Genomic DNA, 16,300 nt, shown 5'->3' on the forward strand with positions numbered 1-16,300 from the left:
ATGCGTTCCAGGGGGAAAATCACTACAAAGATCGGATATAGGTACTGATTAAGGCCAAACCGGCTGAATCGGGTACAGTTATGCCCAACTTAGGCATGCGAATATTGGGATCTGCTGCTTGCATTCGATGGAGAATATGGTCTTTGCGGGCCTGAATCCTTGTGTTGGCAAAAGGAAGTCCATAATCCAGGAACAACCGGGTGTTCTGCGCGAAACCCCGGGCCGAGTGACAATGCGCGCAGTTGACGTCCAGGTACGCCCGGGCCCGTTGCTCCACGGTATGCGAGGGGTTTTGCCAGTCTGGCAGTGGTGCGAGCAGATCGTCGGCTTTCAAAGTCAGTAAACCTTTCTGCCAAAAATGTACCAGTTGATTTTCGTGGCTCGGATGATCTGCCAGTGATATGTTCAGGTTCCTCGCTTTCGGACCGATAGGAATAATAGAGCGCCCGGAACGATGGCAGGATGAGCATTCTTCACGCGCCGGTATGTGGTAGCGTATGGATTTACGGACACCATATTCGTTTACCCAGCTCACCGTTTCATCTGTCCCTCCGTCCAGCAGAAATGCATCGGTCTGGCTCTCATTCCATTTGTAAGTTCCCACATTCCATTGGCCCTGGACTTTCACCAAAAGCCGGGTTTCCACTAATTGTTTTCCCGCGGCGGGATTTCGTTTATCCAGATAGTAAAAGAAAGTCTTTACCAGGATCGAGCTATCCGGAAAAACGGGGTTTCCGGATTCGTCGAATGATAACGTCATCCCGGGCGGCAGATGAAGCAAACGCAGCTTTTCAGCATAATCCGTGAAAAGCTGCGTGGACAGGCTGTACCTGTGAAAACCGGCGGCCGGCTGGTCGACCGATCCTTTTTGGAACATACCGTAGTCCGATAGTTTGACTGCCAACGTGGCCGTATTGGCAATGGGCGCCATATTACCGACCTCGCAGGAGCTGATTCCGCCCGCAATGCCCAATAGCAGCAGAACAGCGCTTCCAATCAGGATTGTCTTCATCGGGTTTTTCAGGTTTTGTGAGCAATCAGGCCAGTTTACGATGCCAGTCGACCTGATACCCAAATACCCAGTCCATTTTCCGGGCTTCCAGCTTCACAAAGACTGGAAGCAGCAGGTCCCGGAAAAACTGCTGAAACCGGGTCGGCACAGTCTTGCTATCACCCACCTTTCGGGCTTGCCGAATGATAGCCCGAACCCGTTCCTGACGCAGCGACTGAAACCGGGAAAAGGCTGTGGGTAGATCGGCGTAATCCCTGATGCACTGGGCCAGGACAAGTGTGTCTTCCAGGGCCAGCGACGCCCCCTGGCCAATGTGCGGAGCGGTCGCGTGGGCCGCGTCACCAATAAGACAAATGTGCCCCTGGTGCCACTGGTCCAGAAAAGGGATATCGTAGATCGGATAGATTTCGATTGAATGGGCCTCCTGAATAATCGAGGCGATGGGCTCCGGATCGTTTCTGTGCAGGGCTGTCAGTCGGTTTTTCAGATCTGCGCGTTCCGATTGCCCCCAGGTATCGCGGAGTGGCTCCGTCGTTTGAGCGATGTTATTGAACCACCAGATTTCGCCACGACTGGAAACTGCGTATCCAAAGAATCCTCGTTCTCCAAACGTCATGTGAATGGCATCGGTTGAAATGGAAAAATCAGCCAGCCGGGTGAAGCCGCCTGTTGACAACAGGCCTGTATATTCAGGTTCGCGGGCGTCGGGGAAAACCTGCCGGCGAACGGCGGAATGAATGCCGTCGCAACCGATTAACAAGTCGCCTTCGGCCTTAGAACCGTCAGCAAAACAAGCTGACACTGTCCCTTTACCCCCGTGCCCGGTGACGGAGACCAGCCGCTTGCCAAACTCGATCGGTATCCCTTCCTGCTGAGCGGCGCGGCGCAAAGAGCCATTGAGCAGTCCCCGTTTAAGCTGGACCGACTCGCTGCCATAGCGGGAAAATTGCTCAGCATTGTCAATGACGCCAATGGGTTTGTTTCGCGCATTGAAAAAACGGATCTTGCCGGGCGTGTAATCCGTCAGGACTTCATCCAGAGAGATATATTCTTTTAAAATGTTCAGCCCGTTAGGGGAAATGCCCAAAAAGGCGCCTTTTTGATCGTCGGGGGTCGCCTGCGCCTCATAGATAATAGCTTGCACTCCCACCTTTTTCAGCGCCAGCGCCATTGCGGGACCAGCGATCCCGCAGCCAATGATCATTGCTTTCATGATAATGATGTTTTTCAAAGCCAATTATTACAAGTAGTGTTCCGATTGCTTGTCACGCCTGTGAAAGGACGCTGCGGGCCTGATTCGCGGATCGGTTGAGTGGTATCAGCACGAAAGAAAGAACCATGAAAATCGTCACACGGATCAGGTTCAGGTCTCGCCAGCGCGCGGCCTTCTGCAAAAGCGCATTATCCGCAATACCCATAGCCGGTATCTGTTGAAAGGAAATAATGACCGGAGCAAAATATAATAGTGTCCAGGCCCGTACGCCCAGGTGTACCAGCAAAACAGCGAGTAGTACCCTTCTTCGCGAAGGCAATTTCCAGTTCAGGGCCAGGGCTGCCAGAAACGTCAGCTCGTGCAGGGAGTGGGCAACAATCCAGAAGACCTTAAAATCCAATCCATGCGGTCCCTGAAACAAATGCAAAGAGGCCGGCGGTGCAGCCGTCCAGACAGGAACCAGTACCGCCGTTTCAAAGAGCTGCGCTCCGTTAAGCATCAGATAGGCAATGGTAGTAACCAGCAGCGATCCGTTTGCAAACTTATTGTCCTCGGCTACGGGAATCCGGGTCTTTTTCATCACAATTACATCGGTTCAGTTGTTATATTTTCAAAATTACATCCAATTAGATGCATATACAACGAATCCGACTATTTTATTTATATTTATAGCAAAAAACGATCTATTATGAAGCCAGTCGTTGAATTGATCAGTGCGTGGGACAACTACCAGGAAACTCACCGGGACGCAACAGTTTCGGACTTCTGCCGACACTATCTGGCCCTGGCGGAAACAAAAGGGATCAGCGAAGGACTCTTTTCGGGTATGGAGCCACCTGATAAAACATCGACAGTGGCCAAACTGGTGGGGCGGCTGGGCGCCATCCTTACCACTTATTTCAAATTGGCATTAAAGGAAGGCGACGAAGTAGAGTTGGATTGGTTCTACTGCCTGAACGCCATTTTTCATCAGGGAGAGGCCCGCAAAATTGATATTATCACCTACAATTTCCTGGAACAGACCACAGGTATTGACCTACTTAACCGATTGATAAAAGCCGGCTATATCTCCGAAAGAACCGACCCATCCGATAAGCGGGCCAAGTTGGTCCAGCTTACCGGAGAGGGAAAGCAACTGCTGTTCAGGCTTTACGGGCGGCTTTACTTTCCGGCCTATTTGCTGTTTGGCGAAATGTCCGGAGTGGATATTCATCTGATCATCAATCTACTGGGGCCTATCGAGCACAAGCACGGCAAAATCCTGAATGATAACCGTACCAAAAGCTTCGCGGAATTGCTGGCAGAGACATTAGGTCCCGAAAAACTGGAAGAGATAAACCGCTATCAACAAAACCAGATCGCCCAGTTCGCTGCGGCTAAAAGGTAGATTTTGTATCAGGCAATGGGCTTGTTCGAGGATTGGCGGCGACGATTGGGGTTAATTGGGAGATTTCGGACGGCGTGACCACCAGTTTCCGTGGCAGATCGACCAACGACCGACAAACTTATTTAGATCCATAATTTTCAATGAATCAAATACTTATACTGATCAACTCAACCCGAAACGTTACAACTGTAATTTCCGAATTCAGGTGATCAGCAGCTCCGGATTCTCCACATGATTCAATAAACACATTATAATACCAGCAGATATATGAAACATTCCTTTATCCTGATTCTCTTTCTCTCATTTAGCGTGCACGCTCAACGGGTGGAGGTTATTCTGATAGGCGTATCTCACAATTACAGCCACTATCGGCAACAAGACCTTTCAGCGATTTATCGCAAAATCAAGAATTTCGGTCCAGCGGGTTTTTTTGGAGAGTTCTTGAGTAAGGAAGATGAGCGGCTAGTGATGGATTATTGGTGTAAACAGGACAATATTAAAAGGCTTGAAATACTAAGGAAAAAACGAAATATTGCAACAGACCTGCTCCCAAAAACCATTGATAGTTTGGTAAAAAGATCAATACAAAACCCAACAGACTATCGGATTAAAGCAGATTTAGCCCATGCATACTACCTTAACCAGGATGTTGCAAATGGTCATTACCAATTCTGGCAGGTATTCGACCATCTTCAACAAACACCAAATACAGCGCTTAACCACTATTTCAATGAGCTGCTGAGCCCCCAACTAGATACAACAGGACGAAGTATGAAAAGGCTGAAAACTTCCGAATATGCACTTATCGCATTTCCTATGATGCGGGAACTGAAAATTCCAGAATTACTTTCAATGGATTGCCAGGATTATGATTTGAATTGGATAGCATCTTCCTCGGCGTTCCACCACAAATTTAAAAAGTTCACCGAAGACACGACTGCAGCTTATACAAATGAATTAAAAGTACTACTCACGAAAAGAGAGAAAGGATTTGAGAAAACCGCAGGTATCGAGAAAAGCTCAACAAACTTAACGGAATGGTTTAATACGGACGAGGCATCCGCCATCTTTGCCTCGGGGGACTTTTATTTTCCCGAGATGTATAACATCGGAGCATTTCCTAAGGAGGAAATGCTTTCGAAAATCCATTGGTGGCTAATGAGAAATAAAGGAATGTGCGACAATGTTGTAAATCGTGCAAGGGCACTAGGCTTACACAAAGTAGTTGTTCTCGCCGGTGCTAATCATCGGAAGTATATGCAGGATATATTTCTTACAATGCCAAATGTCACCGTAAGAAATATTAATGAAATCGAATAGCAGAAACCTGGCTGTGCGGTCGCCATTCAAAAAATAAAAAACAAAATGCGTAAGCGCCAAAGTCCGTGTAATTTAACAGCATCCGAGATGGAGAAGATTCGGCAGGATGCAGCTAACATTGCTTCTGGATCACCTACTCTGCCTTTCTCAAAAGGTTGGCGAAGGCGCTAAATCAGGATTTCTCCCTGCCTGCGCTGTTTTTGAGTAGATCAGGGTTTCGTTCTTCTTGTCATAAGAACCGTTCCTCGGGATGCTTTCAAGTGGGCGAATGATTAAAAGTTTTGTACTGTTTTTTATACTACTGTACCCGACGTATAAAGTCATGGGACAGGCCGGTAACCGATTTCCGGCGCCGTTTTATGCACTCCGCACAGACGGTGAAAAGGCATTTTACCTGAAAAAAATAATCAGTGATTCAATCGATGTCCGGGCCTACTCCCGAGTGCCTGAATGGTGCCACATTGCGCTCGGATTTGCTAAAAAGTCAAAAAGGGACACATTAACCCCTATTTTATATCAATATCTGGGTGATGCGTATGATGCGAGCCGCCCGGATAGCGCAGCTATTTATTTCCGGAAATCTCTGGCTGCCTACCGGAATATCCCGTTGAAAAAGAAATTATACCTCTTACAGTCGCTGGCCTACAACTATCAGACGCTCAATAAGAAAGATTCCCTTATCACCTATATTCATAAACTTGAAAAAGCGATTAAACCATTGTCTGATAAGGATCGCCGGAAGATCAGTGCTACAACCACCATTGCGAGCAGCTATGCAGCCCTGAACGAATATGAAAACGCCATCAAAAACTACCGGCTTTCGGTGAGACAGAGTATGCTGATCAAAGATTCGGCCAGCATCGTGGCCGCGTTAGTAAATATCGGACTGACTTATAATCAGCTGGATGATAACAGGTTGGCTATTTACTATACCTTGCAGGCCCTGCCCTATCTTGGAAAAAACGATTATCACAGGTTGGTGACCTACTTCAATCTGACAGACTACTATTCAAACATTGAGAATCAGGATTCTGTCCGGTACTTTTTAGAAAAAGCGAAGGCTATCGCAGTCAAATTGAACGACGATGCGGCGATCCATGCGATAGGGATCAAAGAAGCCCGGGTGCTGATGGCCGAAAAAAACTACGCACCCGCGAAAGTCGCGTTGCAGGAAGGTCTCGACTATCTGTTAAAAAAGGAACCAGGTACGGAATTGATCAATTGCCTGCTGACGTACGCTTCACTGGATACGGCCCAAAATAACTACCGCGAGGCCGACAGGCATTTGAATTTGTTGGTAGACTTTGGCAAAAAAATCGACATACAGGTCTATAAACTGGAAGCACTTCGACTTCACATTGCAGTGAAACAACATTTGGGACAGTACAAGCAGGCTTTCGGACTTCAAAAAGACTTCATTGCGATCAACGATTCGGTCAAAACAGAAAACGCACAAAAAGAGCTGGCACAACTTCAAACCGAGTACCAGACTTCCAGAAAAGAAGAAAAGATCCGATTGCTGCAAAAGGAAAATCAGATCAAAGACCTTGAAATAGAGGCTTCATTCCGTAATAAAACGTTGCTCATCACACTAATACTCAGCCTGATTTTTGTGTTTGGAGTGGTGTATTACATTCGTCAGCTTCGTGGTAAAACTGCGCTTCAAAACCTGAAAGCTACACTGGAAATGAAGGCATTACGAAGCCAGATGAACCCGCATTTTATTTTCAATTCATTAAATTCCATTCAAAAATATATTTGGGAAAACCGGCAGGAAGACGCATCCGAGTATCTGACGAAATTCGCGCGGCTGATCCGGCTGGTACTGGAAAATTCGCTTTACGAATCCGTAAAACTGACCGACGAACTTGCGTCCCTCAGGCTGTACGTGGAAATGGAACACCGGCGCAATAATCAGAAATTTGACTATACCATTTCTGTGGCTGAAAACATTGATACCGAATCGGCCCTGATACCGCCGCTACTGCTGCAACCATACATTGAAAATGCGATCTGGCATGGTTTAAGCCAGAAAGACGGGCACGGCCAGATCGACATTTTCATCGAAAAAACAGCAAAAAACCTGATTTGCCGCATCGAGGACGATGGCATTGGGAGGGCAAAAGCGGCGGAAATAAAGGTGGACGGTATTCAGAAAAAATCGCTGGCGATGAATATATCAAGTCAAAGGATCGAATGGCTGAAAAACGATTCCAATGTGAGATCTTCTGTGAAAATTATCGATAAATTCGACGGTAACGAGGCTACCGGCACGACTGTTCTGCTCACTTTACCGCTCCTGCAAAAACATGATTAACTGCCTGATTATCGACGACGAGCAGCATTGCATTGACACACTAGCCGCCATGCTGAAAGCCAGATTTTCCGAAAAAGTATCCGTTGCCGGCTCCACTACCGATAGTCGCAAAGCAGCTGAAATGATTGAGCAGCATCAGCCAGACGTGCTTTTTATAGATGTTGAAATGCCGTATTTCAATGGTATCCAGGTAGTTGATGCTATTCCAAACAGAAATTGCGCGGTAATTTTCACAACAGCCTACGATCGGTATGCATTACAGGCGATCAAAACCGAAGCTGTGGATTATTTATTGAAACCGATCAGTCTGCGGGAACTGGGTGAGGCCATCGAAAAAGCGGCTCAGCGATTACAGTTTTTGCGTGCAGAAGTTGCAAAAAAGGAGCAACCGCTGCCTCAGAAGTTGCTTTTACCCACCAGCAAAGGTCTGCTGGCGGCCAATATTCCCAGCATTATCCGCGTGGAAGCCGATAGTAATTACTGCCGTTTTCACATTGACGGAAAGCCTGAAATAGTGGTCGCGAAGACATTGAAAGAGTACGAGGAAATACTGGTACCCTGCAATTTTTTCAGGGTACATCAGTCTCATCTCATCAATTTGCATTACGTTGAATATTTCCACCCCGGCCTTGAAGAATATGTGATCCTGACCAATGGCGAACAAATAGAGGTTTCCAGACGCCGCAAAGCCGAATTTCTTCAAAAACTGGCTGCCTTATAGCACCATATTCATTTTCAGACCGACCAGTTTCCGGACAAACCACACCGGATTCTAGGAATTGTATGCCATCTGCTCAAAGCCCAAAAAACTGATTTCGGGCTGGTTTACCTTGCATTGAATCTAAATCACAAGGCTAAACTAAATCATCGTCATGAAACGTAACTCTACCTGGACAGCCTGCATACTCGCATCGCTTTTGATCGTTTCCGGTGTCCGCCGCACATTTTCACCTGCCAGTGAAATCGCCACTGTGCAGTCCGGTAATCCAATCGCTCCACATGCTGCATTTCAACCTAAACTTCCTGCATTTCCCGGCCATACTAAATTGTCGAATGTCAGTAAAGAGGAGCCAGTTGAAGATATTGAAACCCTGAAAGGCGGCGATTGGTACAAAAAGGTTACCGGCGACATGGAGCGCAAAAGTTACTTTGTGGCATCCTCGGGCGACAGCGTAAATAGCATTAATCCAAAACAGAAAATGCAGGCTGTGTACAGATCCGACGGTTTTACATTGTCGAATATGCCGGATCGCCAGGACCCAGAAAAACCAGGCGACAGCGTTTCAAAAGACTCAGCACAGCAAAACTGGAAACTGAATATGATCGTGCAGGGCTTGTATGCGGACGGTGTACTGGCGATTTCAAATGATCAAAATTCAAAGGTTGCTACCGATACGAGTGAAGTCACTTTTACACACCATAACCAGCTGGTCGTTCAGTACCAGAACCGGGAAGATGGTGTTCGTCAGAATTTTATTGTAAAAAATAGGCCTTCCGTCAATGCCAAAGAACTTCGGGTTAAAATGGGCTTCTCGGAAGAATGGACGGTTAACCAGGCAGATCAGAACAAGCTTCAATTTGCATTGGAAAATGCGGAAGGAGACCTGGCTACCAAAGTCATTTACAAGGACATTAAGGCCTGGGACGCGAACGGAAATATCCTGGCTGCTAAAATGGAAACGGGGAATGATCACGATTTTAGTCTGGTAGTGGCGGTTGAGAATGCCGCTTATCCTGTGACCATTGATCCGCTTTCTACCACTGCCAATACTACCTTAACCGGTCCGTCGGCCAATGCCAGTTTCGGGTGCAGCGTGGCCAGTGCGGGCGATGTCAATGGGGATGGCTATGGAGATGTGATCGTGGGCGCTTACGGGCTGGCCGCCAATGCGGGTGCAGCATACGTATATATGGGCAGCGCGACGGGATTGTCCACCAGCCCGGCCAGGGTGTTGAACGGGCCGGCAAACAGTTACTTCGGCTACGCTGTGGCAAGTGCAGGTGACGTGAATGGGGATGGCCGCGGCGATGTGATTGTGGGTGCCTATCAATATGCAAACAACGCCGGCGCAGCCTATATATATTATGGAACTTCCACCGGACTCAATGCCACGCCAGCCACCGTATTAACCGGGGCCGCTGGTAGTGCGCTGGGTATCAGCGTATCAGCGATCGATCTCAATGCTGATGCATATAGTGACATTATAGTCGGTGCACCCAATGTCAATGCAGGTACAGGTCGTGCGACGGTTCATCTGGGCAAGGGTACAGGCATTTCGCAGACACCGGATTATATTTTGAACGGTACTGTTGCCAATGGTCGTTTTGGCCGGAGCGTCGCCGGTGCAGGTGATGTAAACGGGGACGTTTTTGGAGACATTATAGTCGGAGCGAGCGAAGCGAACAAAGCATATATTTACCACGGAAATGAGACTGGGATGAATCCTTCAGTTGCATCCACATTGACAAGTCCAGTGTTTAACACAGGTTATGGTCTGTGCGTTTCGGGTGCGGGAGATGTGGACGGCGATGGGTATTGCGAAGTGATCGTGGGTGCCTACGGGAATAACTCGGCTTACGTGTACAAAGGCAGCGTTACCGGAACGCAGACGTCGCCGGCTAAAACCTTTGCCGGTTACGGGAGCGGTAGTGTTGCCGGCGTTGGCGACATCAATGGGGATGGATATGCAGATGTGATGATCGGTGCGAGCGGCACCGGCACTTATGCGGGCTCGGCTTACCTTTTCCAGGGCAGCGCATTAGGGCTCCCTTCGGCACCCAACCAGACTTTTCAGGGATCTGTGTATTACAGCTATTTTGGAATCAGCGTCGCTGCTGCGGGAGACGTCAATGGAGACGGTTACAGTGATGCCATTGTCGGTGCGTCGGGTACTTCGTCCAACACTGGTAACGCTTATATTTACCTGGGCAGCCCTGTCATGGTCACATCGGTGGCAACGACTTTGACCGGTACTGGCGACTTCGGGTACAGTTTGGCTCATGCGGGGGACGTAAATGGCGACGGATATGGAGATGTGGTCGTCGGAGCTTATAGGAATAGCTCCGGTTATGGGTTTGTTTATCTCTATCTCGGCAGCGCCAGCGGCCTGGCTACCAGTTCATCGTCTGTGGCAGGTACGTTTGTAAGTTCGGACTTTTACGGATTTAGCCTTGCCCGCGCCGGAGATGTGAATGGAGACGGTTTCAGCGATATTATTGTGGGCACACTCAATGCAGGAAAAGCTTATGTTGTGCATGGAAGCGCACAGGGGCAGCTGATACTGGGCGCAACCTTGCAAAGGACCGGCGAACAACGCTTTGGGTTTATCGTTGCCGGTGCCGGTGACATCAATGCTGACGGTTACGATGATGTTATTGTTGGATCGGGAACAGTTTCCAAGGCATATGTTTACATGGGATCTGCATCCGGTGTCGCAACAACGCCAACTACCACACTCACCAGCCCGGACACAAACTTTGGTCGTGGAGCTGCGGGAATAGGAGACGTCAACGGCGACGGTTATAGCGATGTAATGGTGGCAACCAACCATGAGACCACCGGTGAGACATTTCCTGAAATGGGCTATATATATCTGGGCAGCGCCATCGGCTTATCCAATGTTCCATCGACAGTCATTTTCGCTCCTTCCGGGTCAAATGGTTTCGGCTACGATATAGCAAACGCGGGAGATGTGAATGGCGACGGGTACGGTGATGTCATTGTCGGCGCATCAAGTTCTTATTCAGGGGCTGGGGCTGCCTATTTATACAAAGGAAGTCCATCCGGCATTTCCAGCAGCAATTACAACCTGATCCTGGGCTCACCCGGCGAACATTTGGGGGTCAGCGTCAGTGCGGGTGATATCAACCGCGACGGATACAGCGACGTGGTGATCGGTTCCTCCGGCAATTATAATGGTCTGCAGAATGTCAAAATTCACAAAGGCAGCGCGGCTGGTCTTATTTATTCAAATACCATTAATAGTTCTGTCACCGGGTTTGGTTTCAGTTCCTCGGCATCGGGCGATATCAATGGTGATGGCTACTCCGACATTATTGTTGGTGCCTATAATAGTAATTCTGTATTTGCTTACCTGGGAAATGGCGGAAGCAAACGGGGTAACATGCTCCGGCTTTACAATTCCGACCTGACTTCCCGGATCAGCGCTGCCAACAATCTGGCTACGAACTTCGGCGTGGGCCTCTTTGTCCGCCCGGCCGGTGGCACAGCTTATGCAAGACTAATATGGGAAACAAAGCCTCATGGAGTACCATTCAGCAGCGGTTCGTCCATTACCAATTATGTGGGTAGAACAGGCACCGAAGTCTTTACCAACATTGGCCCTGCCGGGGTGGAGCTGAAAGCACTGGTTGCCAAAATCGGGCGCTACACCAAGGTCCGGGTCAGGGTGGAGTATTGGTCGGCGGCCCGCCCAACCGGGCAAACTTTCGGTCCGTGGATTTATTTACAAAACCATAATTTGGGTGTTTTAAACAAAAATGTACCGTCAGCCAGAATGGACGCTTCTGAATTTTTTGAGGCTCCAAAAGAAGAAGTGAAAACTGCCGCATTCAAACTAACCGTCTACCCAAATCCGGTTGTCGACAAGCTTAACCTGAAACTGGAAGATGGCTTTACATGGAATCAGGTAAGGAACATTCAGATCGTCAATACTAGTGGAAATATCATGTACAATGCCAGTCAGGTGCAGCACGGCGAACTAAATGTATCGACGTTGGCGAGTGGAAACTACCTGATCAGACTTGTTCACGACAACGGCAAGGTCTACAATTCCAGATTCACAATCATCAGGTAGCAGCAGATTTGAAATCGCTTTTCACCCGTTTTTTTTTACAATTCATCGCGGCTCTGTAACAATCCGGCAGGAATTTGGTTGGGCGAGAGGGGTGTTTTTTAATCATCACTCTCGCTCAATGATGTCAAGCCACTATATCCTATGGTAGTTGCATAAAACTTGCACCGATCACTTTCAATCCATCACCAAAGCGTTTCCAAACTCTAAAATATCTAAATTTCCCCTCTAATGGTGTTCCCATCATTTTTCCTTTCGCCGTCATAGTAACGATTGAAAGTGCCGTGTCGCCCATTATTTTAATCTCATCAATGATTGTTGAAGCGTCTTCAATAATCATTGTTTTTGCTTTATGTGAGTCCAGGTCCATTTTTTTGGTCAGGACTTGTCCTGTCGGCGCAACGGCAATTAAATCATCGTGTAACAGTTGGTCAAGAATATCCACGTTGCTCACAAGTTGAGCCGAAAAAAGTTTATTTTCAGCCTCAACAACGTCTTGTCTGGTAATTTCCATTTTTTCCATATTTCTATTTTCTAAAACCGTTAGAATCCATTTGGCATGGCGTCGTTGTTCCAGAAACGAAAGTATAGCGGCTTGTTAAAAATGGTTGTCGGTAAAACTTGAGATTTTATGTGATTTGCTTGAGAAAATAGAGGCTATATAGCCACACACTATCAGAAGTGACTATTCCAATGCCCAAATAGCTATTATTTTTCGACGAGATCGCAATCCGTAACCAGGCCGTCGGCGGTCAGATGGACGAGTATATAGGTATCCGGCTGGTTGGACTTCAATTGGTAGGTTACTATTTCGCTTACGTCGCTATCGTGGCGCTGAATTCCCCGGCCTGCGACGTTTTCTGAATGAATAAAAGTTAATGATTTCAAAGTTTCGGGCTCCCGCATTCCGCCTGCAAAATCGCGTTTGGCTCCCAAAGTGAGGCCCGATGCTTCTTCCAATACTTTACCACCTTTTACCATTGCCTGCAATGCCGCCATGATTTTGGGTGTGCGCGACGGATCAGGATCGGCACTCGCTTTTTGGGCATGGGCAAGCGGCCCGATACGGGGTACTTTTCGCTCATACCTTTGGCCATCGTCTTTAAGCGTGAAGCCAGTCACATTTCCACTAGCGTCGGATGTGAAGATCACAGAAACATTGCGGTCAGTCGATGTAAAGGTATTAGGAGCTACGGGCACAAATTCTTCATCCACAAAACCATCTTCCAAAGTAAACAGTCGCTGATTTTCAGCCTCAAAAGTGACAATTCGATTGTTAAATAATTCATATCGACCTTCGAAAGCCGTTAAAGTTTTGGAATCCACAGCTACCGCGGCCGGTTTAGTCTTTACCGGAAATCCATCCCAGTGGTAGTAGTCGGCGATAAAATCAACAATCCTGCCCATCATATGCGAGTTATCATTCGCATTGATCATGATCACAATGCCTTGTCCTTTGTTCACACTGGCGGTCAATAACGCATCAAAACCCTCGTCGCGCCCATTATGTCCGAAGCGGAGCGTAGTACTGTCACCCTGCAAAAAAACACCAAGTCCATCCCTGTTTTTCTGATCTGTCAGCATTTGGCGGGTCATGGACTGGGATAATATACTTCCTGATTTTCCGGCATAAGCATTCTGAATACCAATCGCGAATCGGGCCAGATCTGACGGCGTAGTCCACAAACCCGCCGCTGCCATCTCAGGATAAATGTGCCAGCGACCTTCCACTAACTTACGATTGTTGTAGTGACCGGTTGCCGTCAATTTTGCCAGTTCCGGAGGTAAAGGTTGCTGGTAGGTGCTATTTTTCATACCCAATGGCGAAAGCACATTACTTTTCATGAATTCCGGAAAAACAGCGCCGGTCGCGTCCTCCATCAATTGTTGCATGACAGTATAACCGCCACCTGAATACCTCCAACGGGAGCCCGGAACAAAGTCTACACGAACCGGTGGTGTATTGGCCGGGGCTGTCCCATCCAGAATCTGAACGACCGAAGGGATCTTCGCGCCCACAGCGTATCCCGGGAATCCGTGCACTGTAAGACCGGTAGTATGGCTGAGTATCCCGCGCAGTGTAACCTTTTTGTCATTTGTAAATTCATTATCAGGAACTTTCCAACTTTCAAGCTTTACGTTAACATTCTCATCCAGAGAGAGTTTATTCTGTTCAACAAGATACAGAGCGCCCATAGCCGCAACCGATTTACTCACCGAGCCTGCCTGAAACAAGGTGTTCGTCGTGACGGGCACCTTTCCATCCTTATCAATAAATCCATAGGACTGCGCTTTCAGGATTTTCCCGTCCTGAATGATAGCCAGGGACAACCCGGGAATACCCCGTTTCTGCATTTGGCTCCGGATAAAATCGTCCAGATCATCGGCCTGGACGTGAAATACGACTAATAGAAAGGAAAGGATCAGAAAGAGGCGCTGTTTTTTCATGGATGGTTTGGTTGAAATGGATTTCGCCAAAGCTAAAAAGTTTCTATCCTATCGTCTGTTAATGGGCTGTAAAAGAAGGTTAATGAAATGTAAATGGCGGGTTTTAAATCAGTACAGCAATCCAAACATCCAGAGCGGAATCTTATCGCCATACCCCACTTCAAGCCCATCAGCAGCTACATAACCATTCTCGACACCAGCAAGTTGTTGCCTGTTCTTGTTCGCCCCTCCCACTTCAACCGTCACATTTCTATCCAATTTAAAATCTCCTTTCTCCGTGTACTCAACTTTATGCAACGGCCGGACCTGGCTCAGGAAAAAGCTTTCGCGTAATGTCCCCATATCTGGGCGACTCTGATGCAAGGCGAATTGAAGGTTCGGATGGCTTAAATACACCTTTTCAGGTTTCTGTAACCGAGTAATGCCGAAGCTATCCCGATGCAGCAACATCAATATTCCCAGCTCTTCCAGATAGTGGAGGTACTCCACTACCAGCGCCCGACTGGTATTCAGCGTTTCACTAAGCTTGCTAATGTTCGGTTTCATGGGCACACTTTCGGCCAGCACGACAAGCAGTTGTTTCAGCTTGTCAACAGAAGCATAGCTTATGCCATAAACAGCAGGCAAATCCAGCTCCAAACTAAGCTGAATTGTTTCGGTCAACTTTTGTGCATAAACGTCCTTGTTCTCCAAAAAGTATGGGTAGTAGCCGTATTGCAGATAATCGTTCCAGTGAGCCAGCGGTTTGATTGTCTGCGTCAGTTCCAACGCCAATTCTGTGTGGCCTTTCAAAAGATCTGGCAGAGATACGGCAGACCAAGACACAATCTGTTGAATCTGAAGAAATTCACGAAATGAAAGCCCATGTAAATGATACATGACGGCACGGCGGCTCAAATCGCCTTTGCTGCGTTCCAGATGCATGATGGATGAACCCGTAAATACGATTCGCAGATCAGGAAAATCATCGTAAAGATTCTTGATTTCCTGCGACCAATTAGCATATCGGTGAACCTCGTCCAAAACCAGCAGCTTCCCACCCGTCCGCACAAATGTTTCGCCTAGCTCGTAAAGCCGATGCGCGCTGAAATAAAGATCATCCAGACTTACGTACAACGACTGACCGGTTGGCAGCGCCGCCTGTTTTAAATATTGCAGAACGAGCGTCGTTTTACCAGCGCCCCGCGCACCTTTAATACCGATCAGCCGGTTGTTTCCCCAGTCGATCTGATGGATGAAATCCCGCACAAACCTGGTGGACGTGCGTTGCAGCTTGGGTAGATATCTTGTAAAAAGCGCTTCCAAAGTGTTATTTTTAAGTTACAAATTTAACATGTTTTTGTAATTTATAAATAACACTTTCAGCTATTGTCGGTCGGGTTCTTCTTGTCGGCGAAGATGATTCCGGCAAGCTCGGCACATGAGCCGCTAATGAAATGCACAAAAAAGGACTGCCAAACGACAGTCCCAAATCCTAAGCACTTACCGCCATTCGCTCAAAGCCTTCCCAAAGCACTTTCAGATCGAACAGCGCAGATTTCTCGGCCTGATCAAACGGGACATCCGAGTGATAAAGGGCTAAATCATGAATCATTTTTAACGAGCGCGATAATTCCTGGCAACCCTGACATTCAATCAGGTACAGAAACTCGGCCTGTGAAGCTGTCAGCGACGAGCCGACATTGGATGCGTGACGGCATCATTCGTTGTGTCAGCAGAATGTGCATTCCGGCAAACACTTTGACCATTTGACGTTTGCAAGTCTAAGAGGGGTTGAGGCGAATGAATA

Annotated in this window: 11 protein-coding genes; 5 read left to right on the forward strand and 6 right to left on the reverse strand. The window is 47.8% G+C overall.

Annotated elements, in window-relative coordinates; translation table 11 throughout:
• Positions 1-22 precede the first annotated feature (22 nt).
• The 3 genes from BP71_RS21355 to BP71_RS21365 are packed head-to-tail and all read right to left on the reverse strand — an operon-like array spanning position 23 to position 2,805.
• A complete protein-coding gene (locus BP71_RS21355) occupies positions 23-1,012 on the reverse strand; it encodes a hypothetical protein (protein WP_496382943.1) in 990 nt (329 codons plus the stop codon).
• A gap of 25 nt (positions 1,013-1,037) precedes the next feature.
• A complete protein-coding gene (locus tag BP71_RS21360) occupies positions 1,038-2,225 on the reverse strand; it encodes an FAD-dependent monooxygenase (RefSeq protein ID WP_496382945.1) in 1,188 nt (395 codons plus the stop codon).
• A 52-nt stretch (positions 2,226-2,277) separates the two neighbouring features.
• Positions 2,278-2,805, reverse strand: coding sequence for a transposase (locus BP71_RS21365; protein WP_496382947.1), 528 nt, complete (start codon positions 2,803-2,805; stop codon positions 2,278-2,280).
• Between the two features lie 108 nt (positions 2,806-2,913).
• Here BP71_RS21365 and BP71_RS21370 point away from each other — a divergent pair, with 108 nt between their 5' ends.
• The 5 genes from BP71_RS21370 to BP71_RS21390 all read left to right on the forward strand — a co-directional run bounded on the left by BP71_RS21370 (position 2,914) and on the right by BP71_RS21390 (position 12,066).
• A complete protein-coding gene (locus BP71_RS21370) occupies positions 2,914-3,612 on the forward strand; it encodes a MarR family winged helix-turn-helix transcriptional regulator (protein WP_496382949.1) in 699 nt (232 codons plus the stop codon).
• 267 nt (positions 3,613-3,879) lie between these two features.
• Entirely contained in the window at positions 3,880-4,932 is a 1,053-nt protein-coding gene (locus BP71_RS21375; protein WP_496382951.1) for a DUF5694 domain-containing protein, read from the forward strand.
• Positions 4,933-5,200: 268 nt separating this feature from the next.
• Positions 5,201-7,249 (forward strand): histidine kinase, encoded by a 2,049-nt coding sequence (locus tag BP71_RS21380; RefSeq protein WP_496382953.1) that lies wholly within the window; start codon positions 5,201-5,203, stop codon positions 7,247-7,249.
• Positions 7,242-7,970 (forward strand): LytR/AlgR family response regulator transcription factor, encoded by a 729-nt coding sequence (locus BP71_RS21385; RefSeq protein ID WP_496382955.1) that lies wholly within the window; start codon positions 7,242-7,244, stop codon positions 7,968-7,970. Before BP71_RS21380 ends, BP71_RS21385 begins: the two co-directional genes overlap by 8 nt.
• A gap of 151 nt (positions 7,971-8,121) precedes the next feature.
• Positions 8,122-12,066, forward strand: coding sequence for an FG-GAP-like repeat-containing protein (locus tag BP71_RS21390; RefSeq protein WP_496382957.1), 3,945 nt, complete (start codon positions 8,122-8,124; stop codon positions 12,064-12,066).
• A gap of 139 nt (positions 12,067-12,205) precedes the next feature.
• Here the strand turns inward: BP71_RS21390 and BP71_RS21395 are convergent, their stop codons facing one another.
• From BP71_RS21395 to BP71_RS21405, 3 genes are all read right to left on the reverse strand, one after another.
• A complete protein-coding gene (locus BP71_RS21395; protein ID WP_496382959.1) occupies positions 12,206-12,586 on the reverse strand; it encodes a nuclear transport factor 2 family protein in 381 nt (126 codons plus the stop codon).
• Positions 12,587-12,771: 185 nt separating this feature from the next.
• Positions 12,772-14,511 (reverse strand): serine hydrolase, encoded by a 1,740-nt coding sequence (locus BP71_RS21400; RefSeq protein WP_496382961.1) that lies wholly within the window; start codon positions 14,509-14,511, stop codon positions 12,772-12,774.
• A gap of 108 nt (positions 14,512-14,619) precedes the next feature.
• A complete protein-coding gene (locus BP71_RS21405; RefSeq protein WP_496382963.1) occupies positions 14,620-15,816 on the reverse strand; it encodes an ATP-binding protein in 1,197 nt (398 codons plus the stop codon).
• Positions 15,817-16,300 lie beyond the last annotated feature (484 nt).

It is taken from the genome of Dyadobacter ginsengisoli DSM 21015 (genome assembly GCF_059568735.1).